Consider the following 25,069-nt stretch of genomic DNA (forward strand, 5'->3'; position numbering starts at 1 on the left):
GACGTTCGCGATCGAGACCTCTCAGCCGTTGATCACCCATTCGCCCTGGTCTTTGCCGTAACCGCTGTCCAGGACGAACTGGTACTTGGCGAGTTTCGTACCCTTAGGGACCTCGTACACCAGGACGCCCCTGCGGCTGTCGCCGACAGACACTGTGACCATGCCGTTGAGAGAAACGCCGTCGCGTACCTCGGCGAAGGCCGCGTTGTACTGCTGGCCGTCCACGTCGATGAGCTTGCCGCTGTTGGTGGGCGCGTCGTTGTAGAGCTTCTCGCCCACGTTCTTGAGGACGAGTTCGACGGCGATGTACTGCGAGCCCTCCTTGGGCACGATGTACTGATTCGCTGGCCGCGCCGGGGCGATGATGCGCCGCGCGGTCACCTGGACCACGGTTTCCTCGGCGATGCCGTGCAGTTCGATGGCCTGGCCCAGCCGCCGCGCCCCCTCCGCCGGAGCCGCCGTCTCCTGGGGTTCTTCGGTCTCGTCCCCGGTGCCGGCGGTTTTCACCGTCTTGCTGGTACGCGGCGTCGCCGACGTCGTCGGTTCCGCCGTCACCGTCGACCGGTTGATCGCCACCAGGACGCCGGCACTGACTGCCACCACCACGATGAAGATCCCGAGGACCAGCAGGATCAGCGGCGTGCTGCTCTTGCGGGGCGGCGGTGGTGGCGGCGGGTAGTAGTAGCCGGGCGGCCCATACCCCTGCGGGCCCTGCGGGTACTGCGACATGGTGGCTCCAGGCGATGGGAATGCCCGTCGGCGGCTATTGATCTGTCTGACAACTGACATCATGCCGTCTCTCGACGACAAAGACCGGCATGCCGGTGTATCTCCTCGATGACGGACATGTTCCCATTCGGGTGGCCATGGGGTGTCGAACTTCCGACGATGCCCTCTTGACACTCGCGATGTATCTCGAAAATACTCGGAATCGAGTAAAGGAGGTCGGCCATGGGGTCACGGCAACGCAGCAATCCGCTCGCGCTCGCGGTGCTCGCCCTGCTCTTCGAGCGGCCGATGCATCCGTACGAGATGGCCACAACCCTTCGCGAACGCCGCAAAGAGGACAGCATCAAGCTCAACTACGGGTCGCTCTACTCGGTCGTGCAGTCGCTGGAGCGCCGGGGCCTGATCGTGGCCCAGGAGATCCAGCGGGACGGATCCCGTCCGGAGCGCACTGTGTACGCGATCGCCGAGCCGGGCAGTGTCGAACTGCTCGACTGGCTGAGCGAGCTGGTCGCGGTGCCCACGAAGGAGTTCACCCAATTCGAGGCGGCGTTGTCGCTGCTGGGGTGTTTGCGGCCGGACGAGGCGGTACGGCTGCTTGAGGAGCGGGTGTCCAGGCTTGAGCAGGAACTGGCGGCGGCCGATGGGTTGCGGGGGCACGCGTCCATGAGAAAGCTGCCGAGGCTGTTCTACATCGAATGGGAGTACCGGATCTCGCTTCGCCGTACCGAGCTGGAGTTCGTCTCGTCGTTGGTGCGGGAGATCCGGGAGGAGACCATCGAAGGGCTGGCGTTCTGGCACGACTTCCATAAGCAGTGACATAAGGCCCCCGGCGGGTGTTGCAGCACGACGCCGGGGGCGAGGAGCCAACAGGCCACCCGCGGCGACCCGTCAACGCATCAGGAGACATCGTACGCGCGTGGCCGGAAAGGTCACGTAAATGATCAACGCAGCAGGCCTGGTCAAGGAGTACGGCAAGGTCCGTGCCCTGGACGGGCTGAGCCTGGACGTCGAACCGGGCACGGTCTTCGGACTGCTCGGCCCCAACGGCGCGGGCAAATCCACCACCGTCAAAATCCTGACCACCCTCTCAAGAGCCACCAGCGGCACCGCCCACGTCGCAGGCCTCGATGTCACGAAATTTCCGGACAAGGTGCGGCGGGTTATCGGGTGTGTCCCGCAGCAGACCAGCGTGGACCCCGCCGCCACCGGCCGCGAAAACCTCAACCTCCAAGGCGCCCTGTACGGCTTGCGCCGCGCCGCCCTCAAAACCCGAACCGACCAACTACTGACCCGCTTCGGCCTCACCGACGCCGCCAACCGCCCCAGCCGCACCTACTCCGGCGGAATGCAACGCAAACTCGACGTCGCCATGGGCTTGATCCACCATCCTCGCGTGCTCTTCCTGGACGAACCCACCACCGGCCTCGACCCCGAAGCCCGCGCCGAGATGTGGACCGAGCTCACCCACCTCGCCGCCGAGGAGCGCATGACCATCCTCCTCACTACCCACTACCTGGAGGAAGCCGACAAACTGGCCTCCCGCCTGGCCATCGTCGACCGCGGCAAGGTCGTCGCCACCGGCACCCCCGACGACCTCAAGAACGAACTCCACGGCGACGCCATCACCATCGACCTCGCCGACACCGCCACCATCCCCCAGGCACGCGCGCTGCTGGCCCGGATCGCCACCGAGGTCACCAGCTCCGGCCGCTCCCTCCGGGCCAGAGTCTCCGACGGCGCCACCGCAATCCCCGCCGTCCTGGCCGCCCTCGACTCCGCCGGTATCCCCGTCGCCTCCGTTTCGGTCGCCCGGCCGTCCCTGGACGACGTCTACCTCCGCTACGCGGGCCGCTCCTTCGCCGACGCGGAAGGGGTCGCGGCATGAGCATGATCAGGATCATCACCAACCCGGTCCACGACATCGCCGCCGCAGCGGTCGCGAAACCTGTCCGTCCTACGCGGAAGGCATCCAGGCGCCGCCATGCGGCCATCTCCGCCGCGGCTCACCGAGACACGAGCACACCTACGCGAACCGAAGGGCGACGTCGATGAGCGGGGCAATCTCCACCATGAGCCCGGAAACCGTCCCCGTCGCCGGGGGATCGGCTCGCTGGGCGCTGGCGACACATTCGCGGTATCTCACGATGCAATCGGTCCGGGCGTTGTTGCGGCAGCCGTTCTTCGTCGCGATCTCGCTGGTCCAGCCGATGATCTGGCTGCTGCTGTTCGGGGAGCTGTTCAAACGGGTCGCGGAGCTGCCGGGCTTCGGCGCGAGCAGCTACATCGACTTCCTGATTCCCGGGATCATCGTGATGAACGTGCTCTTCGGCGCGAGCTGGAGCGGGATGACGTTCATCGAGATGATCGGCCAGGGCACGATGGATCGAATGCTCACCACCCCGTTGAAGCGAGGGGCGTTGATCATCGCGTCGCTCGCGTACAACTCGATCACCATCGTGGTGCAGACGGCGATCATCTTCCTGGTGGGGTGGCCGCTGGGCGCGACCTACACCGCGCCGGGGATTCTCGTCTCGCTCGCCGCGACGATCCTGCTGACGGGGGCGTTCTGCTCGATCTCCAACGCGTACGCGCTGGTGCTGCGGAGCAGGGAGGCCCTCATCGGCTTGTCGATCATGCTCGCGCTGCCGCTGTCGTTCCTGTCGTCGGCGCTGATGTCCCAGGGCGCGGCGCCGGACTGGATCCGGAGCGTGTCCCGCTTCAACCCGGTCGACTGGGCGGTCGTAGCGTCTCGTGAGGCGCTGTCGGGCTCGCCGGACTGGGGTGCGGTCTGGGCGCATCTGGGGTATCTCGCGGTGATCGCTCTGCTGCTCGGTTACCTGGCCACGCGGGCCTTCGGCTCGTACCAGCGCTCGATCTGACACCGAGGGCGGCGGCGCCAGGTCATGGCGCCGCCGCTCGCCGATGTTTCCCGAATCCCGTTCAGAAGAAGAGGCCGGCCACTACGCTGAGGTGGCATGTTCGTCTCGACGAAGCGACGGGCCGAGTCTGAAACACCCCTCACCGGTGGCGATGTCACCGAAGGTGTCGTCCGTGTGGGCCTGACCGTGCGCCGTCCGCTCAAGCCGTCCACGCCATCGGTCCATGCCCTGCTCCGCCATCTGGAGTCCGCGGGGTTCGACGGCGCGCCGCGCGTGCTCGGCATCGACGCGTACGGCCGCGAGATCCTCACCTACATCGACGGCGCCGCCGCCGTCCGCCCCCTCCCCGAGTACGCGGTCACCGACGAAACCCTCATCACGCTCGCCCGCCTCCTGCGGCGCTACCACGACGCGGTCGTCACCTTTGTCCCACCCGCGAACGCCATCTGGGAACAGGGTTCCACCTCCGACGAAACCCCCGAGATCATCGGCCACTGCGACGTCACTCCCGAGAACGTCATCTTCCGCGACGGCCGCCCGCACGCGTTGATCGACTTCGACCTGGCCCGCCCCACCACCCGCCTGTTCGACGTCGTCACCACTCTCCGCCACTGGGCCCCCATCGCCGACCCCCTCGACCGCGACCCCCGCCAGCGCGGCCTCGACGTCGGCCGCCGCCTCCGCCTCTTCTCCGACGCGTACGGCTTGACGCCCCGCGACCGCCGGAACCTCCTGCCGACCGCCCGCCTGCGATTCGACCGCTCCTATCTGGCCATGCGCCGCAAGGCGGAATCCCATGGCGGCTCCTGGGCCCAGCTCTGGGCCAACGGCGCAGGTCAGCGCATCAGACGGGCCAGCGCCTGGCTGGACGCCCATGAGGACGACCTGCGCGATCACCTGGTCTAGCTCCTGCATTGAGCGGACGTGTGCGGAAGCGCGCACATACGAGGCAATGGGCGCCTATTTCGGGGGTGTGTGCGGAGGTGTTCCTATACCCCTGTCTGGGCTGATTGCGAGGGATGGGGGAGAATGCCCGGGTGATCAGGTCTGGGGCGGTCGCGGTGGGGATGGCGGTCGGGGTCGGGGTGGATGCCGTTGTCGGGGATCCTCGGAGAGGGCATCCGGTGGCGGTGTTCGGTGCCAGGGCAGCAGCCCTCGAAAAGCGGATATATCGGGATTCGCGGTTCCGGGGAGCCGTGTTCACAGGGGTGTGTGTCGGCGTCGTGGCCGGGATCGGCGTGGTCGCGGAGCGGGTGAGCCGCGGGCGGCCGGTCGTTAGTGCGGCGGTGACGGCTGCCGCCACCTGGGCGGTTCTCGGGGGAACCACGCTGGCCCGTGAGGGTGCGCACATGGCCAGCGCGCTCGAACGAGACGACATCACCGCCGCAAGGAGACGATTACCCCATCTGTGCGGACGTGACCCGTCCCAATTGATTTCGCCGGAACTGGCCAGGGCGACCGTCGAGTCCATCGCCGAGAACACCTCCGACGCCGTCGTCGCGCCGCTCTTCTGGGGGGCGATCGCCGGAGTTCCCGGGCTGGTGGCATACCGGGCCATCAACACCCTTGACGCCATGGTCGGCCACCGCTCGCCGCGATACGAGCGTTTCGGCTGGGCCTCGGCGCGGCTCGACGACATCGCCAACTACCTGCCCGCCCGCCTGACCGCCCTGCTCACGGCCGCCCTGGCCCCCGCCGTCGGCGGCTCGCCCCGTACCACGATCAGCGTGCTGGCCAGGGACGGCCACCGCCACCCGAGCCCCAACTCCGGCCGCTGCGAGGCGGCTTTCGCGGGCGCTCTGGGCGTACGCCTCGGTGGTGTCAACAACTACGCCGGCCGCCTGGAACACCGCCCCGAACTCGGCGAAGGATCTCCCCCCGAGGTCCCCGACATCCGCCGCTCAATACGCCTCGCCAGAGCCGTCTCCTGGACCGCCGCCGCCCTGGCCGTCTTCACCAGAGCGGCACTGGCCACCCGGAAAGCTAGCGGGATCGGTGCCCGGTGAAGGGCGCGCTGCTGGTCGCCGGGACCACCTCGGATGCCGGAAAAAGCGTCGTGACGGCGGGAATCTGCCGGTGGCTGGCCCGGCAGGGGGTGCGGGTGGCGCCGTTCAAGGCGCAGAACATGTCGCTCAACTCCTTCGTCACCGCCGACGGCGCGGAAATCGGCCGGGCGCAGGCGACCCAGGCCGCTGCCTGCGGGATCGAGCCGACGGCGGACATGAATCCCGTTCTCCTCAAGCCGGGGAGTGATCGCCGCAGCCAGGTCGTCGTGCTCGGGCGCGCGATCGCGGACGTGGACGCGATGGAGTACGGCGCGTTCAAAGCGCGGCTACGAGCCGTCGCCGTGGAGTCCCTGGAACGCCTCCGGGCCGAGTACGACGTGGTGATCTGCGAAGGCGCGGGAAGCCCGGCGGAGATCAACCTGCGTGCGGGGGACATCGCCAACATGGGGCTGGCCCAGGCCGCCCGCCTGCCGGTGATCGTGGTCGGCGACATCGATCGCGGCGGAGTGTTCGCCTCCCTCTACGGCACGGTCGCGTTGCTCGACGCCGCCGACCAGGCGCTGATCGCCGGTTTCCTGATCAACAAATTCCGCGGAGCGCCCGAACTCCTCGCCCCCGGCCTCGACATGCTGCACGGGCTGACCGGCCGGGAAACCTACGGCGTGCTGCCGTGGCTCGACGGGCTCTGGCTGGACGTCGAGGATTCATTGGCCCTCGACAACCGCCCCGCCCAGCCCTACCGCCCGCATTCGCTCCGCGTCGCCGTCGTCCGGCTGCCACGAATTTCGAACTTCACCGACATCGACGCCCTCGCGAGCGAGCCAGGGATCGTCGTGCGCTTCGTCCGGTCGGCGGCCGAACTGGAGGACGCCGACTTGGTGATCCTCCCCGGTTCCCGCGCGACGGTTTCCGACCTCGGCTGGGTACGGGAGACGGGTATCGCGCAAGCCGTACAGGAAAGGGCCGCCGCCGGACGGCCGGTGCTCGGCATTTGCGGCGGCTACCAGATGCTCGCCCGCACGATCCACGATTCCGTCGAATCCAGGAAAGGCCTGATCGACGGCCTCGGGCTGCTCCCCGCCACCGTCCGTTTCGCCGCCGAAAAAACACTCGCCAGACCCGTCGGCACGGCGTACGGTCACCGCGTGGCCGCCTACGAGATTCACCATGGCACCGTGACCGTGGACACGGCCACTCCGTCGCGGCCGTTTCTCGACGGCTGCCGGGCGGGCTCGGTCTGGGGCACGACCTGGCACGGCGCTCTGGAAAACGACGCCTTCCGCCAGGCGTTCCTCACCGATGTGGCCGCGACGGCGGGCCGCCCTTTCACCCCCGCCCCCGGCATCTCCTTCGCCGATTTCCGAGCCGCCCGGCTCGACGCGCTGGGCGACCTTATCGAGCAGCATGTGAATACCGGCGCGATTCTCGACCTCATCGAGAACGGCCCGCCCCGGGACCTCCCCCTCGTCCACCCAGGAGGCGCACGATGACATCAACCGCCCTTCTTCTCATCGCGGGCTTGTTGTTCCTTCTCGCCGTGGTCGCCGGCGTGGTCACGGTCGTCGTTCTCTCCCGCCGTCCCCGCCATTCCTTTGCCGCCCACCCCGACGACCCGCGAGAAATCCTCCGCCGCCGCTACGCCGCCGGCGAGATAGACGAGGCGGAATACCGCCACCGCCTCTCCATCCTCTCCAACGGCTGAAGCCATCAGGTTGTCGGTGTGGGGGTAACCGGTTCTGGTTTCGCGGAATCAGGGGCAGGTTCGGAGTCGGGTGGGAAACGCTTGAGCTTTTCCTGATCACCGTGGGAGAACCGCTTGCGGAGCTCCGGGCCGGGTCCCCACTCGAGCCCGCCGCCGCGCGGACCGACCCAGCCAGGCCACTCCGGACGCGTCATGTTGATCACCATCGTGGCCGTCGCCTTCCCGGCCTCCACCGTCGCGAGCACGGTCACCTGGTCATTGACCTCAACCGAGTCGATCCCCTCGCGACCGCCATTGACCCGCGTCGTGTCCGCGATCGTATAGGTCCGCGAGAACCCGTCCTCGCTCCGAACCGTGACCGACGCCTGATCAACCGCCGTCACCGTCCCGTTCTGGGTGGAAACGGTCTGGAAACCGCCCTCCTCCTTGGGCACCACGAACTCGCCATGAATCGCCCCGAACATCCCGCCCTTCATCGGCCCCCAGATCCTCCCCGGCTTCTCGGAAGGCTCCACCGGACTGGGCGTCCCCGAAGGCGTCGGCGTCCCACTCTCACTCGGCGCCGGCGACCCGCTTTCGCTCGGCGTGGGCGACGAGGCGGCCGCGGCCACCCCAACCCCCGTGACGACGGTTAACGCCGCCGCCACCCCAGCGATCACGACCCGATTCTTGGACCGCCGAACAGGCTCATAACCCAGAACCTCCGCCGGCCTGAACTCAGGATCATTCATTGCTCACCCCTTCCATTCAATGCCGATTGAAATAGGACAGGGGTAAGACGTACGTAAGCGTCCACGCCAGATTCTCAGGAACCGAAAGAAGCGGCCGCCGGGCTGTCCTCGGTGGTCGAGGACAGCCCGGCGGCGCGCATCATCTGATCATCGCCGCGCGTGAGCGCGAACCCACCCGTGACTGCGGGGCCCGGTCAGCGGACGGCGAACGTGGTCAGCACGGCGGCGTGGTCGGAGGTCCAGGCGTTGTCCTTGTGGTTCGGAATCGGTGCCGGGGTGCCCTCGACGACCGCATCGGATGACTTCACCCTGAGATCGCCCTTGTAGTGGATGAAGTCGATGCGATCCTGCGGCTCGGGCTCACCCGTGTGGCCGTCGTGACCGTACCCGCCGGTAAACGTGGGGTAGACCGGCGACCAGGTGATGCCGGGGGCCGCGACCGGATCGGGGTGGGCCACGCGATAGGAGTCCTTCATCCCGTCCTGCTCGGGAGCGACCGAGGTGGGCCAGGGCACGGAGTCGTACCCGCATTTCTTGGTCGCCGGAGTCCAGTCCAGGTGCGACGGGGCGTTGAAGTCGCCGGTCAGCAGGACGGGTGTGCGATCCGCGGCCGCGAGGTCGCCGGACATGGCCGACATGATCTCCTGGATCTGGCGCGTGCGCTTCGACTCGGCCTCCCTGGCCATCAGCCGCTCAACGCTCCACTGTCCGAAGCACGCGTCGTACGGGCCATACGGGGTGTAGCCGAGGTGCACGTTCCAGATGGCCACCTCGTGCCGGTCGTCCAGCCTGATCTTCGCGTTGATCCCCGCCAGGCCCGACTCGGAGGGGAGCGGCCCGCGCGAGACGATCGGGTATCGGCTGATGATGCCCAGGTCCGCGCCCGCCTGGTAGTAGTCCCAGCCGAGCGCCTCGGCCAGCTCCTTGGCGGACGTGGACGACGTCTCCTGCATGCCGACCACGTCGACGTCGCGGTCGAGCAGGAACTTCAGCTGCTTCTCCCGGCCGCCCTTGACCTGGCTACCGCCGTGCCACAGGTTCCAGGACATGGTCTTGAGCTCGGGCACCAGCGGCCCGCCCGGAGGCCGTACGGGGACGCTGACCGTGGCGGTGTCGCTCTCGCCCGCGTCGTTGCGCGCCTCCACCGTGAAGGTGGCCGTCTTCGCCGACGCCGACGCCGGCGGCGTGCCGGTCACCGAGCCGTCCCCGCCGACCCGTACCCAGGCCGGGCCGTTCACCTTCCGGAAGGTCGCCTCGCCACGGACCGTACCCTTGACGCTGGCCGTGTACGGGGACTTGGCGCGGGCGTTGCGCAGGGTGAATTCACGCGTCACGAAGTGGAGCGGCTCACTGCTCACGATCTTCAGCTTCGCGGGCTGCGCCAGCCACTCGTAGCCGTCCTTCGCCAGGGCGTAGGTGATGTAGTCGCCTGGTTCGAGCCCGTCGGTGGGCAGGGTGGCCGTACCCGAGCCGGAGGTGATGTACACCCACTTCAGCGAGGGACCGACGTACTTCTGGTCGACGGGCCCGTTGCCCGGGTCGGTGTAGAGGCCGATCCAGTTCTTGGCGTGGGGACGCGGCGTGGAGTAGGACAGCTCGATCGGGTCACCCGCCTTCACGCTCGCTGTCCGGAGCGAGAGCGTGCCGTCGGGTGCAGCGGCGTGGGCCGGGAGGGCGGGCAGGGCCACAGCGGCCAGCAGCCCGATGAAGGCCAGAAAACGGGTCATTTAATATCCTTCTTCGTCAAATGGTCGAAAGAAGGATCTAGTACGTGAGAGGCCGCAAGATTACCGTAAAGTGATCATATTGGGAACGCGTGATCATAGGGCTCCGCGACGACGCGGCCGGCATCGTTCGGCAAGACCGTGATCATGCATGGACGGGCTTGCCGTCAGAGTCCGGCGGTTGGTGAATCCCGGCGTGCTGGTTCGTTCGTACAACAGGCGACGCACCTCGTCGATCCACGGAGGATCCCATGGTGGAGATCATCGGCGCTGGTATGGGACGAACCGGCACATACTCCCTGCAAGCAGCCCTGGTGAAGCTCGGCTACGGCCCATGCCACCACATGTCCTCCCTGGGCGAGCACCCCGAACTGATCCCTCGGTGGGAGGCCGTAGTAAGAGGCGAGGAGGTGGACTGGAAAGATCTGCTGGCGGGATACCGGTCGGCCGTCGATTGGCCGGCGTGCTCGTTCTGGCGCGACCTGGCCGACACCTATACCGACGCCAAGGTGGTGCTCACCATCCGCGACCCCGAAAGCTGGTATGTCAGCGCCCGCGAAACCATCTACCGATACATGGCCAGAAAGCCCGGCATCGAGGGCGCGATCATGCGCCTGGAGGAACGACTCTATCCGTCCCTCCGCCGCCGGCGCGCCCTGTGCGAGCGCCTGATCTGGGAGGACACCTTCGAGGGCCGCTTCGACGAGCCCCAATTGGCCATGGAAATCTTCCAACGACACAACACCGCCGTACAGCGAGTAATCGCCCCCGACCGCCTCCTGGTGTTCGACGTACGGCAAGGCTGGCAGCCCTTATGCGACTTCCTCGGCGTCGAGATCCCCGATGAGCCGTTCCCGCACCTCAACATCACCGACTCCTTCGTCCGCACGGCCGCCCTACGCCGCCGCCGCGCCCTCACCCTCCGAAAGATGCACCCAGAAGAAGGCTCAGCGATCCGCTGACAGCCGCCCTTCCCCTTACCGAAGAGAATCCGGGCTCGGCGAATTGGTGAAGATTATTTAGGAGCCGGTTGGGCGGTCCGGTTTTCGGTGATCCAGTTGTCGATTTGGGTCCACTGGTCGAAGAGCCAGGTGATTTGGGATTCGCGGGTGCGGGGGACCTGGTCGGAGGGGTAGCGCCACCATTTGGCGCGGATGTGGGTGCGGGCGGGGAGTTTTCGCCACACGTCGCCGACCGTGATCAGGTCGTCGAGGCCGGTGTGGGCTACGAAGATGACGTCGGCCGTGGGGCAGGACTCGATGGCGGCGATCGCGCCGTTGGGGCGGGGTGGGAGGAGGTGGTCGAGGGATTCGGCGCGGGCGGCTTCCTCGCGGAGGCCCTTTTCGCGGAGGCGGCCGATGGCGCGGTGGCGGCGGTGGGGGGTGAAGTTGCCGCCCTCCGGGAAGATGACGAGGGCGTCGACGGGGTTCATTCCGGCGGAGAGGCGTTGGATTTCGGTGATTATGCCGCTTTCGGCGATTTTGCGGGGGACGAAGGCGTTGGGTAAGCGGTTGATGACCACGTCGAGGGATGGGTCGAGTTGCAGGGCCGCTTTCATGACGATGCGGGGGCGTCTGCCGTACCGGGCCAGGAGGTGGTAGACGAGGAGGAACGAGTCGCCGGGGCCCGCGTGGCGGGAGAGGACGATCACGGGGCGGGTGAGGCGGCGGGAGGCTTCCTCGGGGGTGAACTCGGGTTCGTCGATGTCGACCGAAAGGCGGAAGATGCGTACGGCGGCGCCGTAGATGCGGGACAGGAACCAGCGGATCAGCGCGTAGTGGCGTTCCTGGTTGGCTTCGACATGGATGCGGCCGCCGAAGCCGCTCGCGATCCACAGCCCGAGGCAGGCGATCAGGGCGGCGGATTCCAGGGCCAGCCAGATGACCGCGAAGGCGATGAGCCGCATTCCCCGCCGCTGCGGGGGCGGTAGCCGGAGGGAGGCCAGAAAGCCGACTAGCAGCCAGATCGGCAGGGTCACGATGACGGCCAGCGTCAGCGCGATCACCAACGGCGCGAAGATCAGGCGCCGGATAATCCGGGGCGGCACCATGACCGGCTCCTAACTCCCGGCGGCTCTGCCGGAGAACAAACGTGCTGGGGCGACGCGGTCATGGTGCGGATGGGCTGGTCAGTGCGGCCAGGTAGGCCGTCGAGGAGTGGTACGCGCGAGCGATGTTGTCCCCGATTCGGGAGGAATCGCGGTAGCGCAGGTCGGACAGGCCGGGTTTGCCGTTAAAGCCCGCTGGCATGACATGCACCTCGACGTCGTCGGGCAGGGAGGCCATTTCCTCGGTGAAGCGGTGGCGGCGGGCGATCTCGAAGGCGACAAGCCCGACTTCCCACGGTTTGCTGGGCGGGGTCAGCGGGCGCTCGATCCGGCCCACGTGCAGCACGAAGATCCGCCGCGCGCCGAGCTGCACGGCCCGCCCGACGGGGATGCTGTGCACGAGACCCCCGTCCAGGTAGTGCTCGTCCCCGATCCGTACCGGCGGCAGCAACCCCGGAACGGCGCAGGAGGCGAGGACGGCGTCGGCGAGCGGCCCGGTGGAGAACCAGCGCGCGCTGGCGCCCTCGATGGAGGCGGCCACGCACTGGAACGGGACCTGGAGCTCCTCGAACGTCTCGGGGATGGCGGCGCCGAGCAGCCGGCGCAGGGGTTCGATCGGGTGCAGGTGGGTGCCGGTCTTGGCGAGCGTGGACAGCCGGGTCACCCACGAGCCGGCGAAAGCCGTACGAACAATGGAAGATCCCCACAGTTCGGTGAGGCGGTCGACGGCGTCGGCCGGGGAGGCGGCGAGGAGCACGCCGTTGAGGGCGCCCACCGACGTTCCGACCACCAGGTCGGGGGTGATCCCGGCCTCCGCGAGGGCGCGGAGCATGCCCACCTCGTGGGCTCCGAGCACCCCGCCCCCACCCAGCACGAACGCAGTGATATCCACCAGATCCTCCGTCTCCCAACATAGGCATGTTGCCGGAACCGCGAAAGCAATCGGCGGGCAACTGTAGGACTGGGCACCTATCGGCGGCAGGCCGGGACGGCCACCATGAACGGCATGACAGCGGTAGTGGAAGCCGAAGGACTGACCAAGTTCTACGGCCAGCGTAGAGGTCTGGAGGACCTGGACCTCGCGATCCAGCCGGGCGAGGTGTTCGGTTATCTCGGCCCGAACGGATCGGGGAAGACGACGACGATCAGGCTGCTCCTGGACGTCATCCGGCCGACCAGGGGCCGGGCCACGGTGCTCGGCCTCGACCCTGGGGACGCGAAGGTGCGGGCCAGGATCGGCTACCTCCCCGGCGAGCTGGCTTTGGCGGGGCGCGAGCGCGCGGGGCAGTATCTGCGCTTTCTGGCGGACGCCCGCGGCGGCGTCGCCCAGGCCAGGATCGACGAGCTGGCCGAACGCCTGGAGGCTGACCTGTCGGTCCCGATGGGCAAGCTCTCCAAGGGCAACAAGCAGAAGGTCGGGCTGATCCAGGCTTTCATGCACCGCCCCGAGTTCCTGATTCTGGACGAGCCGACCAGCGGCCTGGACCCGCTCGTGCAGCAGGAGTTCCTGGCGATGGTGCGGGAAGTGCGCGCCGATGGGCGTACCGTGCTGATGTCCTCGCATGTGCTGGCCGAGGTGGAGCATGTCTCGGATCGGGTGGGGATCGTCAGGTCCGGGCGGCTGGTGGCGGTCGAGGAGGTGGCCGCGCTCCGCGAGAAGGCGGTTCGCCGGGTCGAGCTGCACTTCGACGCGCCGGTGCCGCCGGAGGCGTTCGAAGGGCTGCCGGGCGTACGCGATCTGAGGGCGGCCGGGGCGAGCGTGACCTGCACGATCGACGGCCGCCCCGATGCGCTGATCAAGGCCGCCGCCCGGTTCACGGTGGTGCACCTGGTCAGCGCGGAACCCGACCTGGAAGAGATCTTCCTGACCTACTACAGCGGAGAAGAGGATCAGCATGCCCGCGTTGGTAGCGCAAAGCCTGCGTGAGTACCGGCGGATGCTGATCGGCTGGACCATCGGCATCAGCGTCTTCATGTCCATCTATATCGGCATCTACGCGAACATCAAGGAAAGCCCCGAGGTGTACGGCCCGGCCGCCCTCGCCAAATACCCGGGCGCCCTCAAGGACCTGATGGGCGGCCTCGCCGACTTCACCAGCGGTCCCGGATTCCTGCAGTCGGTGGTCTACCAGCTGTTCGTCCCGATGTTGTTCATCGCCTGCGCCTGCGGGATCGGCAACCGGGCGATCGCCCAGCCGGAAGAGTCCGGCCTGCTGGAGCTGACCGTCACCCTCCCGATCGAACGTGTCCGCCTGCTCCTCCAGCGCTTCGGGGCGGGCCTGCTCGGGCTGCTGGCCGCGGTGGCGCTGACCTACCTGCTCGCCTGGGCGATCGCCACGAACGTGGGTGTCGGCGTGCCGGCGGATCGCATCCTGGCCGCGCACACCGGCGTGTTCCTGCTCGCGCTCTTCTTCGGCACGCTGACCCTGGCCGTCGGCGCGGCCACCGGGCGGAAGGGGCTGGCCTCGGCCGTGGCCGGAGTGTGGACGATCGGGGGGTACGCGGTCGTCACGATCGGCCAGAACGTGTCCGCCATATCGTGGCTGAAGTGGGTTTCGCCGTTCCACTACTACCTCGAAGGCAAGCCGATTTACCAGGGCTTTCCCGTTGGCGACTACCTTGTTCTGGCGGGGGCGACGGCGGTGCTGCTGCTGACGGCGGCACTGGCCTTCGACCGGCGCGATGTCGGAGTCTGATGCGGAGTGTCCGATGGGATTGCTCGGAGAGACAGCTGGCCGGCTGCCCGACCGGGCGATGCTGGACGAATACCGCTCAGCCGGGACGAAGGCCGCCCAGCAGGGCGTTCCACTGCGCACGATGGTGGACGCCGCGCTGCGCGAGGCCGAGCAGCTCGGCTCGGCCGCCGTGCTGCCCGCGCTGCGCCGCGCCGTCTCGGCCCTGATCGAGGGGTACGAGGACGCCCAGCGCCTGGCCCTGCGCTCGGAGGAGACGGCCCGCAGGGAGTTCGTCGACGACCTGCTCCAGGGCCGGGCTGAACGGCTGGCCGAACGAGCCGAACATTTCGGGCTCAGGCTGGCCGAGTCGTACGTGGTGGCCGTGGCCCGCCCGGTCACCGGCGTGCCCGACGCGCTGGCCGGGACGATCGAGCGGGAGCTGATCGCGCGGTTCGGCTCGCACAACATCCTGATCGCGGTGCGGGCCGGGCTGCTCGTCTGCGTGGTGCCGGGCACGCTGGCGGCCGCGACCGGCGAGTTCACCCATCATGTGCGGTCCCGGTTCGAGCCGGGCTGGCGGATCGGGATCGGCCGCGCCCATCGGGGCCCGGGCGGCGTGGTCACCTCCTACCGGGAGGCGAGCAACGCGCTCGACCTGGGCGACCGGCTGGGACTGCGCGCGCCCGTGCTGAAGGCCGCCGACCTGCTGGTCTTCCCGGTGCTGCTGCGGGACAGGGAGGCCATAGAAGATCTGGTCACCAGCGTGCTCAGCCCGTTGCTCGACGCGCGCGGCGGCCCGGAGCCGCTCATCGACACGCTGGAGCAGGTCTTCGCGGCTCAGGGCAACCAGACGGCGGCCGCCCGCAGGCTGGGGATCAGCACCCGGGCGGTCACCTACCGGCTGGAGCGGGTCCGCCGCCTGACCGGATTCTCCCCCGAGGACCCGACCCAGCGATTCACCCTGGAAACGGCCATTCTCGGCGCACGACTCCTGGACTGGCCGAACCAGCTGTGACATTGGCCGCGCCTCCGGCACGGCGGGCTCGGCCAAGCCGCTAAGGGATCAGCAGCAGTTTCCCCACGGTTTTGCGGCCTTCCAGGTCGTCGTGGGCGCGCGCTGCCTCGGCCAGTGGCAGCCGGGCGAACACATGCACGTGGAGCTGCCCGGACGCGAGCCAGCCCAGCACGTCGGAGGCCCGGCCCAGCAGCTCCTCCCGGTCCGCCGTGTACGGCCCCAGCGACGGCCGCGTCAGGAAGACGGAACCGGCCTGGTTGAGACGTTGCAGGTCGAAGGGGGGAACCGGGCCGCTGGCCGCGCCGTACACCGCGAGCAGGCCACGCGCGCGGACCGAGGCCAGCGAGCCGTCGAAGGTGGCCGCGCCGACGCCGTCGTAGACCGCGTCCACGCCTTCGGGAACCAGCCCGCGGACCCGCGTCGCGAAGTCGTCGTAGCCGATCACCTCGTCCGCCCCCGCCTCCCTGGCCATCTTCTCCTTCTCGGGCGTGGACACCGTGCCGATCACCCGGGCGCCGTGCAGCTTGGCCATCTGGGTGAGCAGCAGGCCCATCCCGCCAGCGGCCGCGTGCACGAGCACGGTGTCGCCGGGCCGTACCGGATGGGTAGAAGTGGTCAGATAGTGGGCGGTCAGGCCCTGCAGCAGGACGGCGGCGGCCTGCTCCGGGCTGACGCCGGGCGGCAACGGGATCGCCTTCGCGGCGGGAATGACGGCCTTCTCCGCATACGCACCCGGCACGCTCACCCAGCCCACCGCGTCGCCCACCACGACGTCGGCGACACCGGGGCCGACCTGGGCGACCGTGCCCGCGCCCTCGGAGCCGGGCACCAGCGGGAGCGGCATCGGGTAGCGGCCCTCGCGGTGATAGACGTCGATGTAGTTGACCCCGGCCGCCGCGACGTCGACCAGCACCTCGCCCGGCCCGGGCACCGGGTCGGGCGCCTCGGTGTAGTCGAGTACGGAAGATCCGCCAAAAGCGGAAACGACGATGGCGCGCATGCGACTCCCCTCTGACTGGTCTTGCCCACGCTCATTCTCCAGCAACCCGAACTTGCGTTCGATCTCCAGAGAACATATGTTCGATACAGCACCGCCCGTCTTCCCCCGGGTGGCAGTTGCCAGCCACAGGGAGAATGACCGTGAGCCGACTCTATGGCGATCCGATCGAGGTGTGGGTCAGAGACGGGCAGCCCGCTCGATTTGTCTGGCGTGACCGGCTTTATGTCGTCCGCCAGATCCTTGACCACTGGGTGGTCGCCCGCGAATGGTGGAAGACCTCCGAGACCGACCCCGGCGAGCGCCGGTTCTGGCGGGTTGAGGCCGCCGCCGGTCGGGAGGTCGGCACCTACGAGTTGCGGTTCGACACCGCGAGCGAGGCATGGCTCCTGCTCCGGGCGTGGGATTGATGGGAACGTTCCACCCTGGCTTCTGTCACCTGCACGTCGCTTCGGCCTATTCGCTGCGGTATGGCTCGGCGTTCCCGGACGCCCTGGTCAAACGTGCCGCCGAACACGGCATGGACATGCTCGCGGTGACCGACAGGGACGGCCTCTACGGCGCGATCAAACACGTCCAGGCCTGCTACCAGGCGGGCATCACCCCGATCGTCGGCGTGGACCTGGCCGTGGAGAACGAGGAGACCAGGATCGTGGTGCTGGCCCGCTCCGACGGCTGGGGCGACCTGTGCCGCCTGATCACCGCCGCCCACCACGCGGGCGAGCGCGGCGCGCCGTTCGTCACCCCCGCGATGCTGGCCGAGTCCGGCCGCCTGACGGTCCTGCTCGGCCCCGACTCCGACGTGGGCCGGGCGATGGCCGCCCGCCGCGACGGCCAGGCCAGAACCCTGCTCACCACCTGGCGCTCCCTCGTCCCGAACCTCGCCGTCGAACTCGTCGATCGGTACGGCTACCGCGACGCCACCACCGCCACCCGCCTGCTCGCCCTGGCCGACAACCTGGGCGTCCCCGCCGTGCTGACCAACGCGGTCCGCCACCTCGACCCTGCCGACTACCAGATCGGCAACGTCCTGGACGCGGCCCGCAAACTCGTGCCCCTGCACGGGCGGCATATCCAGCCGTCCTCGCACGCATACCTCAAAAGCGGCGCCGAGATGGCCCGGGTCGCGGCCCGGATCTGCGGCGGCGACCAGGGCCGGATGCTGCGGCTGCTCGCCGAGACCCGGCGCACGGCCGAAGCGTCCGCGCTCGACCCGTTCGAGATCGTCCCGCTGCTGAAAAAGCAGGATCCGATCCTGCACCTGCCGGAGGTGGGCATGGATCCGGTGCCGTTCCTCCGCCACCGCTGCCAGGACGGGCTGCACGAGCGCGGCCTGCATCGTTCACGCGAAGCCAGGCGGCGGCTCGACGACGAACTGCGGATCATCGAAAAGAAAAGCTTGTCCGGATATTTCGTGGCAGTGGCGGGGATCACCGACATGATCCGCTCGCATGGCATCCGCTGCGCGATCCGCGGCTCGGGCGCGGGCAGCCTGGTCAACTACCTGATCAGGATCGGCGAGGTGAACCCGCTGGAGCACGGCCTGCTGATGGAACGTTTCCTCGCCGAGGGCCGCATCGGCCTGCCCGACATCGACGTGGACGTGGAGTCGGCCCGCCGCCTGGACTGCTACCGCCTCATCCTCGAGCGGTACGGCACGGATCGGGTGGCCTGCGTCTCCATGATGGAGACCTACCGCGCGCGCAGCGCGATCCGGGACGTGGGCGCCGCGATGGGCCTGCCGCCGCACGAGATCGACGCCATCGCCAAGGCGTTCCCGCACGTCCGGGCCAGGCAGATCCGGGCCGCGCTGGACGATCTGCCGGAGTTGCGGGGAAGCGGGCTCAACGACCGGGCGCTGGAGACGGTGTTCCGGCTGGCCGAACGGCTGGACGGGCTGCCCCGGCACATCGCGCTGCATCCGTGCGGCGTGCTGATCGGCAACTCCGGCCTCGGCGGCCGCACCCCGATCGAGCGCAGCTTCCTGGACTTCCCGATGTCGCAGTTCGACAAGGACGACGTGGAGGAGGCGGGCCTGCTCAAGCTGGACGTGCTCGGCGTGCGCATGCAGTCCGCCATGGCCTATGCGGTGAGCGAAGTGCGCCGGGTGGACGGGGAGGAGATCGCGCTGGAGGAGGTGCCCCGGGATGACGTGGCCACGTATGACATGATCTGCGCCAGCCGTACCCTCGGGTGTTTCCAGATCGAGTCGCCCGGGCAGCGGGAACTGGTCGCCAAGCTGGAACCGCGGACCATGCACGACCTGATCGTGGATATCTCGCTGTTCCGCCCAGGGCCGGTCAACTCGGACATGGTCACGCCGTTCCTGGAGTCCCGGCATGGGTTCAGGGCGGCCCACTATCCCCACCAGGACCTGCGGGAATCGTTGCGGGAGACGCACGGGGTGGTCGTCTTCCACGAGCAGGTGCTGCGGATCGTGGACGCGATGACCGGATGCGGCCTCTCGGAGGCGGAGAAGATCCGCCGGACCCTCTCCAGCCCCGACGGGCGGCGCAAGGTGCGAGCCTGGTGGGAGCTGCGGGTGCGGCCCGAGTTCGACGCCGAGACGGTGGAGAAGGTGTGGCAGATCCTGGACGCGTTCGGCGCGTTCGGCTTCTGCAAGGCGCACGCGGCGGCGTTCGCCGTGCCCACCTACCAGTCGGCCTGGCTCAAACGCCACCACACGGCCGCGTTCTTCGCCGGCGTGCTGACCCACGAGCCGGGCATGTATCCCAATCGGGTGATCCTCGACGAGGCCCGCCAGTGCGGGGTGCACATCCTGCCGCTGGACATCAACCACTCCGACCGGGACTGGCGGGTCGAGAAGCTCACCCTGACCGTGCGCCCCGAGGACCTCGGCCCGGCGAGCCCCGGCGACGCGCGGGCCAGCGCGGCCCGCGCCGAGGAGTTCGGCCGGGGGTACGGCTTGCGCGTGCCCTTCTCCGCGATCAAAGGCATCAGCGAGGCCGAAGTGGATCGAATGGTGGCGGGCAGGCCGTATACGTCGATGGCCGACTTCTGGGCGCGGGCGCGGCCGTCCCGGCCGGTGGCCGAGCGGATCGTCGAGGTGGGCGGGTTCGACGCGGTGCACGGCCTGCGGCCCGGGGAGCCCCGCTGGCGGCCCGGGCGGCTGACCAGGCGTGACCTGATCGCCCAGGTCGGGGTGCTGGAACGGGCGTCCAGGTCCGGGGTGAGCGCGCTGGCCGTGCAGCTGCCGATGGGGTTCGCCGAGCGGATCACGCCGGGGGAGTTGCCGGAGATGACCGAGGCGGAGGCGGTCGAGGCGGAGCTGGCCGTGCTCGGCATGGACGTGAGCCGGCACGTGATCGGCTTCCACGACGAGCTGCTCGACGCGATCGGCGTGGTCCGGGCGCGCGACCTGCTCCGCCAGCGCAACGGCGCGGAGATCCTGGTCGCCGGGGTGAAGGTGGCGACCCAGACGCCCGCCGTGCGATCCGGGCAGCGGGTCATCTTCACCACGCTGGACGACTCCACCGGGCCGGTCGATCTGACCTTCTTCGAGTCGGTGCAGGGGCATACCGCGTCCACGGTCTTCGGGTCGTGGCTGCTGGTCGCCCGGGGGGTGGTGCGGCGCACGGGGGCGCGGGCGATCTCGATGCGGGCCGTGCACTGCTGGAATCTGACCGATCTCGACCGGCTCTGGCGTGCTCAGGGCATCCAGGCGGTGCATGCCGTCCTGGCGGAAAGGCCGGGGTCGGGAGATGGGGTCGGGGGGCGCCAGATCAGGTACGAGAACGGGTATCGGCTCTCGCCGTACGCGGATATCGGGCCTACGGCGGGGGTCAAGGAGCCGCCGCGGGTGTTGTGGCACGCCAGCATGGGCAGCTCAGGCCCCACACCCTGACGGGCGTGTTTCAGTGCCTGGGCTCTCCTGTGCAGTGTTGGCACATACCGAACAGACAAACTACGACAACTTCCACCGCGGCGACGTGGTCACCGTCGTGGGCACCGACCGGGGCCGCCGCTCTCGGCGCCCGGCGAGGACCATCACCTGCGTGAACGGCGCCGGATAACGGCGAGCGGCTTGGCTCCTATGCGATTCTTCTGGTGGAACCGGGTAGGGAGGTTCGGTGGAAATGTGCCATGGCTGAGGGTGTGTGGCTAATCGAGCGGGATTTGGCGCGGCTGGTGGTTATCTCGCGGACGGTGGTGGCGCAGAGTAGCGCGGCGAGGGTGATCATCGACAGTTCGGATGGGCCGAGGCCGGTCAGGCCGGTGGAGCCGGGGAGGTGGATCAGGAGGATCCACAGGACGATCAGCCAGCTGGTCCACCAGGTGGTGAGCAGGGTCAGCCAGCGGGTGCGGCCCTGGCGGTCGGTGTCCTGCCAGGCCCAGTCGGCGAGGAGGGGCGGGATGATCAGGTTGACGCCGGGCAGGAGCCAGGCGGCCAGCACGGAGGTCGCGGACGAACTGGGGCGGGCCCGGCGAAGCCAGACCAGGTAGGTCGCGGCGGCGATCAGGGTGGTGGCGACGATGATCATCATGAGGATGGCGAACACCGTGACCGCGCCGACCACCTCGGCGGCCCCCGGCGCGTTCGGGTCGCCGCCGAACGAGGCGAGTTGCTGGGCCAGGCGGTGACCGCGGGTCTCCTCGAAGATGACCAGTGCCGTGGTGGCGGTGACCTGTGCGGTGAGGGCGGCGTAGACCCCGGTCGCGGCTCTTTGAAGCGAGCGCATGAATTCTCCCCCCGGCACGCGAGCTCATCCTCCGGTCGCAGCCGGTCACCGAGCACTTGCCTCACTTGTACTAACGAGAAACCCGTCCCACAGCCAGCCGCATAGTCGCTGACCAGGCGATTCGGCTGTCCAGATCACGACTTTCTCATTAATATCCCGGCAGAGCTCCCGCTAATCAGGCCATGACACCGGACTCCCAGGCCCAAGCCGCGATCTCCACCCGATTTCGGGCGTCCAGTTTGATGAAAATACTGCTGAGATGCGTCTTTACCGTGGAAAGCGACACGAAAAGCTCCGCCGCGACCTCCTGGTTGGTACGGCCCCGGGCCACCAGACGCACGACGTCCAGCTCACGTTCGGTCAACGATTCGCCGGTGGTCCTGGGGGCGACCGGACGGGACAGATGGGCCAGCAGGCGTACGGTCACCGACGGGGAAACCAGGGCGTCACCCGCCGCGGCGGCGCGGACCGCCTCGATCAGCAGGGCCGGGCCGCTGTCCTTCAGCAGGAACCCGCACGCGCCCGCGCGGAGCGCGCCATAGACGTATTCGTCCAGGTCGAACGTGGTCACGATGACCACACGCATCGGGTCGGGCACGCCGGGGCCCGCCAGGGCGCGGGTGACTTCGAGACCGTCAAGCTTGGGCATCCGGATGTCCAAAAGGCAGACGTCCGGCCGCAACCGCCGGGCTTCCTGCACCGCCGCCGCACCATCGGCGACCGCGGCGACCACCTCGATGTCCGGCTGGGCGTCGAGGATCATGGTGAAACCGGCACGGACGAGTTCCTGGTCATCGGCGATGAGCACCTTCACGCGAGGAATATACGGTCTGTCCGGTGACTCTCGCCCGACGGCTGCTGCGGGGGACCTCTGTTGAGCGGCCGTTGGCGCGGTGGATTCGTCGCGTGAGAGGTGGCCTATCGGGGCTAATGGCTTAGGGGGGCGCCGGGGTCGCTCGCCGTTATCCGGTGCCGTTAGCGCTGGTGGTGGTTCTCGCCGCTCTGGTGTAAGAGCGGCATTCTGCTACGTGTTCCTATCGGGGGTTACCGCGTGTTACCCGAGGACGAGGCCGTGGATTTGGGGATTTGCCGGGCGCCGCTTCTGTCGGGTGGCGGCGGGTGGATGCTGGGTTCTTGCCGGGTGTCACCTCTGATCGGAAATGGAGACCTCGGGTAGGTATCTGGCAGAAACTTCGGTGTTGGCGGGCCCAATTTCACGCCTGTGTGGCGTCCCGGGAGGGACAGGGGCTGTTGGGCCTACAACGAGCAGCGTCCCCCGCACGAGCGGCTCCGCTTCTACGCGGTGGCGAGTTAGCTGCCCGCAAGTCGCGGATGTTGGGGTCTTGCCGTGTGTTAGCCGAGGACGAGGTCGCGGATGCCGGTGAGGGTGGGTTCGTCGTGGGGGCCCATGATGAGGAGGTTGGTGACGGGGCTTTTGCGCCATAGGTCGAGGCGTTCGCGGATTCTGGGGAGGGGGCCGAGGAGGGAGATGCCGTCGGCCAGCTCGTCGGGGATGGCCTGGAAGGCCTCGTCGCGGCGGCCGGCCAGGTAGAGGGCCTGGATGTGTTCGGCGGCTTCGGCGTAGCCCATGCGGCCGATGATGTCGGCGTGGAAATTGCGGGATTTAGACCCCATGCCGCCTATATAGAGGGTCAACATCATTTTTACTCCGTCCAGGGCGGCGCGGAGGTCGTCGGTGACGATGACGAGGACCATGGCGGCGATGTCGAAGCCGGGGGCGGCGTGTTCGAGGGCGTCGCCGTACATTGATTCGATCTTCTCGGGGAAGACGAAGAGGGGGAGCCAGCCCTGGGCGATTTCTGCGGATAAGGCGACGTTCTTTGGGCCCTCTGCGCCGAGGTAGATGGGGATGTCCGGGCGGAGCGGGTGGGTGATGAGTTTGAGGGGTTTGCCGAGGTTGGCGCCGCCTGGGTAGGGGAGCGGGTAGTGCGGGCCGTCGCTGGTCACGGGCTCCGCTCGGCGCCAGATCTTGCGCATGATCTCGACGTATTCGCGGGTGCGGGCCAGGGGCTGGGGGAAGGGCTGGCCGTACCAGCCTTCGACGACCTGCGGGCCGGAGGCGCCGATGCCGAGCAGGAGGCGGCCGCCGGTGAGGTGGTCCAGGGTCATCGCGGTCATCGCGGTGGCCGCGGGGGTCCGGGCCGAGAGTTGGACCACGCTGGTGCCCAGCTTGATCCTGCTGGTGCGGGCGCCGTACCAGGCGAGTGGGGTGAACGCGTCGCTGCCGTACGCCTCCGCGGTCCACACCGAGTCGTACCCCAGCCGTTCCGCGGTCTGGACGAGTTCGGTCGCGTCGGTCGCGTCCCGCTGCCAGTAGCCCAGGTTCAGTCCCAGCCTCAGATCGTTCGCCATGCCTGTAGTAGAACACGTTCTATATTTGCGTGGCCAGATTGTCGTATTGATGAGAAGCCCGGAACTGTGGGTCGGCCTGTGAACACCACCAGGACCAACTCGCCGAGTGCGGCCGAGACGTTCACCGAACCCGCGGCGGTGAATCGCCTGGTCGGTGGCTATGTGGCTGCCTGCGGGAGTTCGCGGTTAATGAGTAATCGGCGGATACGCGCGCGCGAAATGTTCGGTTACGGCGGTTACGGCATCCGCCGGCGCGCCTGTGGTGATCGCGGTGTGGATGAGCCGGTGGTCGGTCTGCAGGTCGGTGGTGTGGCCCAGGCGGTGGACGGCTTCGACCGCGTACTGGCGGAGGGTGTTGCTGAGGGCTCGCATGATGGCCGAGTTGAGGGTGTTTCCGGCCCGGTCGGTGAGGGCGATGTGGAAGGCCATGTCGTGGTGGACGAAGTCTTCCGGGGTGGTGGCGTTGTCCATGGCGGTGAGGGCGGCGGCCATGGCCTGGGTGGAATCGGTGTCGTGGGGTATTCGGGCGGCTTGGGCCGCCGACCATTGCTCGATCATGAGCCGGGTGTCGATGACCTCGCGCATGGTCAGGCTGGACAGGCCGAGGTTGAGCCGGAGCAGGTCGGTGAGGGTGCCGTCCGGGTCGTAGGTGAGGATCGCGCCCGCGTTGGGTCCCCGGCCGACCTGGCACTCCACCAGCCCCAGGGTTTCCAGGACACGAAACGCCTCGCGTACCGAGGACCGGCTGACCTGCAGTTCTTCGGCCAGTTGTCGTTCGCCCGGGAGGCGGTCCCCCACGGTGAGACCCGATCTCGTGATCCGCCGCTCGATCTCGGCGAGAACCTGCTCAAAAGTTCGGGATCCGGTGAGTTTCGACACCCTGGGCCTCTCGGGGGGATCGGTGTATGGTCTGACCATATTTGGTCTGACCATACCTGCGGGAGCACCTGTGCGGGTCGCGCTGTTCATCACCTGTGTCAACGACACCCTCTTCCCCGACACCGGCCGGGCGGTCGTCACGCTGCTGCGCCGTCTGGGGGTGAACGTGGAGTTCCCGCAAGCCCAGACGTGCTGCGGGCAGATGCATGTCAACACGGGGTATCCGGCCGAGGGGGTACGGCTCGCGCGGCATTTCACCGACGTGTTCGCGGAGTATGACGCGGTGGTGACGCCGTCGGGGTCGTGCACGGCGATGATTCGCGAGCAGTATCCGCGGTTGGCGGTGGCTGCGGGGGGGTCGAAAGATCGCGGTGGGGTGGCTGGGTCGGGTGGTCAGGTGTCAACCGCTCGCGATTCGGGTGGTCGGGTGTCAACCGCCCACGATTCGGTTGATCGTGGGTCGGATGGTCGGGTGTCAACCGCCCACGATTCGGTTGATCGTGGGTCGGGTGGTCGGGCGTCAACCGCCAACGATTCGGATGGCCAGGCGTCGATTGCTCACGATTCGGGTGGCCATGGGTCGGTTGGTGCGGGAGCGGCGCGCAAAAAGGG

At 68.3% G+C, this 25,069-nt stretch carries 24 protein-coding genes; 14 read left to right on the forward strand and 10 right to left on the reverse strand.

Annotation, left to right across the window (positions count from 1 at the left end; genetic code table 11):
* Nucleotides 1-21 precede the first annotated feature (21 nt).
* Entirely contained in the window at nucleotides 22-729 is a 708-nt protein-coding gene (locus Amac_RS44440; RefSeq protein WP_170322976.1) for a DUF4352 domain-containing protein, read from the reverse strand.
* A gap of 222 nt (nucleotides 730-951) precedes the next feature.
* On the opposite strand from Amac_RS44440, the gene Amac_RS44445 reads away from it, so the two are divergent.
* The 7 genes from Amac_RS44445 to Amac_RS44475 all read left to right on the forward strand — a co-directional run bounded on the left by Amac_RS44445 (nucleotide 952) and on the right by Amac_RS44475 (nucleotide 7,316).
* Nucleotides 952-1,545, forward strand: a complete 594-nt coding sequence (locus Amac_RS44445; RefSeq protein ID WP_155360484.1) for a PadR family transcriptional regulator — start codon at nucleotides 952-954, stop codon at nucleotides 1,543-1,545.
* A gap of 121 nt (nucleotides 1,546-1,666) precedes the next feature.
* A complete protein-coding gene (locus tag Amac_RS44450; protein ID WP_155360485.1) occupies nucleotides 1,667-2,614 on the forward strand; it encodes an ATP-binding cassette domain-containing protein in 948 nt (315 codons plus the stop codon).
* A gap of 163 nt (nucleotides 2,615-2,777) precedes the next feature.
* Nucleotides 2,778-3,608, forward strand: coding sequence for an ABC transporter permease (locus Amac_RS44455; RefSeq protein WP_218041663.1), 831 nt, complete (start codon nucleotides 2,778-2,780; stop codon nucleotides 3,606-3,608).
* 96 nt (nucleotides 3,609-3,704) lie between these two features.
* Entirely contained in the window at nucleotides 3,705-4,514 is an 810-nt protein-coding gene (locus tag Amac_RS44460) for a phosphotransferase (RefSeq protein ID WP_155360486.1), read from the forward strand.
* 161 nt (nucleotides 4,515-4,675) lie between these two features.
* A complete protein-coding gene (locus Amac_RS44465; RefSeq protein ID WP_246269094.1) occupies nucleotides 4,676-5,614 on the forward strand; it encodes a cobalamin biosynthesis protein in 939 nt (312 codons plus the stop codon).
* Nucleotides 5,611-7,104: a cobyric acid synthase gene (locus tag Amac_RS44470; RefSeq protein WP_155360488.1), complete on the forward strand. Its 1,494-nt coding sequence runs from the start codon at nucleotides 5,611-5,613 to the stop codon at nucleotides 7,102-7,104. Before Amac_RS44465 ends, Amac_RS44470 begins: the two co-directional genes overlap by 4 nt.
* Nucleotides 7,101-7,316: an SHOCT domain-containing protein gene (locus tag Amac_RS44475; protein WP_155360489.1), complete on the forward strand. Its 216-nt coding sequence runs from the start codon at nucleotides 7,101-7,103 to the stop codon at nucleotides 7,314-7,316. The genes Amac_RS44470 and Amac_RS44475 overlap by 4 nt, the downstream gene beginning before the upstream one ends.
* A 5-nt stretch (nucleotides 7,317-7,321) precedes the next feature.
* Here the strand turns inward: Amac_RS44475 and Amac_RS44480 are convergent, their stop codons facing one another.
* The gene (locus Amac_RS44480; RefSeq protein ID WP_174900302.1) at nucleotides 7,322-7,975 is read right to left on the reverse strand and encodes a hypothetical protein; all 654 of its coding nucleotides are present in this window, start codon (nucleotides 7,973-7,975) and stop codon (nucleotides 7,322-7,324) included.
* A gap of 266 nt (nucleotides 7,976-8,241) precedes the next feature.
* Nucleotides 8,242-9,774 carry an endonuclease/exonuclease/phosphatase family protein gene (locus tag Amac_RS44485; RefSeq protein WP_155360490.1) on the reverse strand — a complete coding sequence of 511 codons (1,533 nt, stop codon included), beginning with the start codon at nucleotides 9,772-9,774 and terminating at the stop codon, nucleotides 8,242-8,244.
* 248 nt (nucleotides 9,775-10,022) lie between these two features.
* Between Amac_RS44485 and Amac_RS44490 the strand changes: the two genes are divergently transcribed.
* Entirely contained in the window at nucleotides 10,023-10,733 is a 711-nt protein-coding gene (locus Amac_RS44490; RefSeq protein ID WP_170322977.1) for a sulfotransferase family protein, read from the forward strand.
* 53 nt (nucleotides 10,734-10,786) lie between these two features.
* Here Amac_RS44490 and Amac_RS44495 read toward each other — a convergent pair whose 3' ends face one another.
* The gene (locus tag Amac_RS44495; protein ID WP_155360491.1) at nucleotides 10,787-11,821 is read right to left on the reverse strand and encodes a 1-acyl-sn-glycerol-3-phosphate acyltransferase; all 1,035 of its coding nucleotides are present in this window, start codon (nucleotides 11,819-11,821) and stop codon (nucleotides 10,787-10,789) included.
* 58 nt (nucleotides 11,822-11,879) lie between these two features.
* Nucleotides 11,880-12,710: a patatin-like phospholipase family protein gene (locus tag Amac_RS44500; RefSeq protein ID WP_155360492.1), complete on the reverse strand. Its 831-nt coding sequence runs from the start codon at nucleotides 12,708-12,710 to the stop codon at nucleotides 11,880-11,882.
* Nucleotides 12,711-12,824: 114 nt separating this feature from the next.
* On the opposite strand from Amac_RS44500, the gene Amac_RS44505 reads away from it, so the two are divergent.
* From Amac_RS44505 to Amac_RS44515, 3 genes are read left to right on the forward strand one after another with little or no spacing between them, the layout of a single operon-like run.
* Nucleotides 12,825-13,745 (forward strand): ABC transporter ATP-binding protein, encoded by a 921-nt coding sequence (locus Amac_RS44505; protein ID WP_155360493.1) that lies wholly within the window; start codon nucleotides 12,825-12,827, stop codon nucleotides 13,743-13,745.
* Complete coding sequence (locus Amac_RS44510) at nucleotides 13,714-14,514, forward strand: ABC transporter permease subunit (RefSeq protein ID WP_155360494.1); 801 nt, start codon at nucleotides 13,714-13,716, stop codon at nucleotides 14,512-14,514. The genes Amac_RS44505 and Amac_RS44510 overlap by 32 nt, the downstream gene beginning before the upstream one ends.
* A 13-nt stretch (nucleotides 14,515-14,527) precedes the next feature.
* Nucleotides 14,528-15,508 (forward strand): PucR family transcriptional regulator, encoded by a 981-nt coding sequence (locus tag Amac_RS44515; RefSeq protein ID WP_246269092.1) that lies wholly within the window; start codon nucleotides 14,528-14,530, stop codon nucleotides 15,506-15,508.
* Between the two features lie 40 nt (nucleotides 15,509-15,548).
* On the opposite strand, the gene Amac_RS44520 is transcribed toward Amac_RS44515, so the two are convergent.
* Nucleotides 15,549-16,508: a quinone oxidoreductase family protein gene (locus Amac_RS44520; protein WP_155360496.1), complete on the reverse strand. Its 960-nt coding sequence runs from the start codon at nucleotides 16,506-16,508 to the stop codon at nucleotides 15,549-15,551.
* 134 nt (nucleotides 16,509-16,642) lie between these two features.
* Here Amac_RS44520 and Amac_RS44525 point away from each other — a divergent pair, with 134 nt between their 5' ends.
* A complete protein-coding gene (locus Amac_RS44525) occupies nucleotides 16,643-16,915 on the forward strand; it encodes a DUF6504 family protein (RefSeq protein ID WP_155349911.1) in 273 nt (90 codons plus the stop codon).
* Entirely contained in the window at nucleotides 16,915-20,370 is a 3,456-nt protein-coding gene (locus Amac_RS44530; protein WP_155360497.1) for a DNA polymerase III subunit alpha, read from the forward strand. The genes Amac_RS44525 and Amac_RS44530 overlap by 1 nt, the downstream gene beginning before the upstream one ends.
* A gap of 187 nt (nucleotides 20,371-20,557) precedes the next feature.
* On the opposite strand, the gene Amac_RS44535 is transcribed toward Amac_RS44530, so the two are convergent.
* From Amac_RS44535 to Amac_RS44550, 4 genes are all read right to left on the reverse strand, one after another.
* Complete coding sequence (locus tag Amac_RS44535; RefSeq protein WP_155360498.1) at nucleotides 20,558-21,205, reverse strand: hypothetical protein; 648 nt, start codon at nucleotides 21,203-21,205, stop codon at nucleotides 20,558-20,560.
* Between the two features lie 175 nt (nucleotides 21,206-21,380).
* On the reverse strand, nucleotides 21,381-22,013 hold the full coding sequence (locus Amac_RS44540) for a response regulator (RefSeq protein ID WP_155349938.1): 633 nt from the start codon (nucleotides 22,011-22,013) through the stop codon (nucleotides 21,381-21,383).
* A 545-nt stretch (nucleotides 22,014-22,558) separates the two neighbouring features.
* Entirely contained in the window at nucleotides 22,559-23,578 is a 1,020-nt protein-coding gene (locus tag Amac_RS44545) for an LLM class F420-dependent oxidoreductase (protein WP_155360499.1), read from the reverse strand.
* 186 nt (nucleotides 23,579-23,764) lie between these two features.
* Complete coding sequence (locus Amac_RS44550; RefSeq protein ID WP_246269093.1) at nucleotides 23,765-24,376, reverse strand: FadR/GntR family transcriptional regulator; 612 nt, start codon at nucleotides 24,374-24,376, stop codon at nucleotides 23,765-23,767.
* A 151-nt stretch (nucleotides 24,377-24,527) separates the two neighbouring features.
* Here Amac_RS44550 and Amac_RS56865 point away from each other — a divergent pair.
* A partial coding sequence (locus Amac_RS56865) for a heterodisulfide reductase-related iron-sulfur binding cluster (RefSeq protein WP_246269095.1) occupies nucleotides 24,528-25,069 on the forward strand: 542 nt, incomplete at its 3' end.

It is taken from the genome of Acrocarpospora macrocephala (assembly GCF_009687865.1).
In the GTDB taxonomy this organism is placed as follows: Bacteria; Actinomycetota; Actinomycetes; order Streptosporangiales; family Streptosporangiaceae; genus Acrocarpospora; species Acrocarpospora macrocephala.

Bases quoted from the DNA above. Each gene is read 5' to 3' on its own strand.
- Amac_RS44520 (WP_155360496.1), bottom strand. From the start codon at position 16,508: ATGCGCGCCATCGTCGTTTCCGCTTTTGGCGGATCTTCCGTACTCGAC.
- Amac_RS44450 (WP_155360485.1), top strand. From the start codon at position 1,667: ATGATCAACGCAGCAGGCCTGGTCAAGGAGTACGGCAAGGTCCGTGCC.
- Amac_RS44475 (WP_155360489.1), top strand. From the start codon at position 7,101: ATGACATCAACCGCCCTTCTTCTCATCGCGGGCTTGTTGTTCCTTCTC.
- Amac_RS44535 (WP_155360498.1), bottom strand. From the start codon at position 21,205: ATGCGCTCGCTTCAAAGAGCCGCGACCGGGGTCTACGCCGCCCTCACC.
- Amac_RS44445 (WP_155360484.1), top strand. From the start codon at position 952: ATGGGGTCACGGCAACGCAGCAATCCGCTCGCGCTCGCGGTGCTCGCC.
- Amac_RS44460 (WP_155360486.1), top strand. From the start codon at position 3,705: ATGTTCGTCTCGACGAAGCGACGGGCCGAGTCTGAAACACCCCTCACC.
- Amac_RS44455 (WP_218041663.1), top strand. From the start codon at position 2,778: ATGAGCGGGGCAATCTCCACCATGAGCCCGGAAACCGTCCCCGTCGCC.
- Amac_RS44510 (WP_155360494.1), top strand. From the start codon at position 13,714: ATGCCCGCGTTGGTAGCGCAAAGCCTGCGTGAGTACCGGCGGATGCTG.
- Amac_RS44525 (WP_155349911.1), top strand. From the start codon at position 16,643: ATGACCGTGAGCCGACTCTATGGCGATCCGATCGAGGTGTGGGTCAGA.
- Amac_RS44515 (WP_246269092.1), top strand. From the start codon at position 14,528: ATGGGATTGCTCGGAGAGACAGCTGGCCGGCTGCCCGACCGGGCGATG.
- Amac_RS44495 (WP_155360491.1), bottom strand. From the start codon at position 11,821: ATGGTGCCGCCCCGGATTATCCGGCGCCTGATCTTCGCGCCGTTGGTG.
- Amac_RS44530 (WP_155360497.1), top strand. From the start codon at position 16,915: ATGGGAACGTTCCACCCTGGCTTCTGTCACCTGCACGTCGCTTCGGCC.
- Amac_RS44440 (WP_170322976.1), bottom strand. From the start codon at position 729: ATGTCGCAGTACCCGCAGGGCCCGCAGGGGTATGGGCCGCCCGGCTAC.
- Amac_RS44490 (WP_170322977.1), top strand. From the start codon at position 10,023: ATGGTGGAGATCATCGGCGCTGGTATGGGACGAACCGGCACATACTCC.
- Amac_RS44465 (WP_246269094.1), top strand. From the start codon at position 4,676: ATGGCGGTCGGGGTCGGGGTGGATGCCGTTGTCGGGGATCCTCGGAGA.
- Amac_RS44505 (WP_155360493.1), top strand. From the start codon at position 12,825: ATGACAGCGGTAGTGGAAGCCGAAGGACTGACCAAGTTCTACGGCCAG.
- Amac_RS44545 (WP_155360499.1), bottom strand. From the start codon at position 23,578: ATGGCGAACGATCTGAGGCTGGGACTGAACCTGGGCTACTGGCAGCGG.
- Amac_RS44485 (WP_155360490.1), bottom strand. From the start codon at position 9,774: ATGACCCGTTTTCTGGCCTTCATCGGGCTGCTGGCCGCTGTGGCCCTG.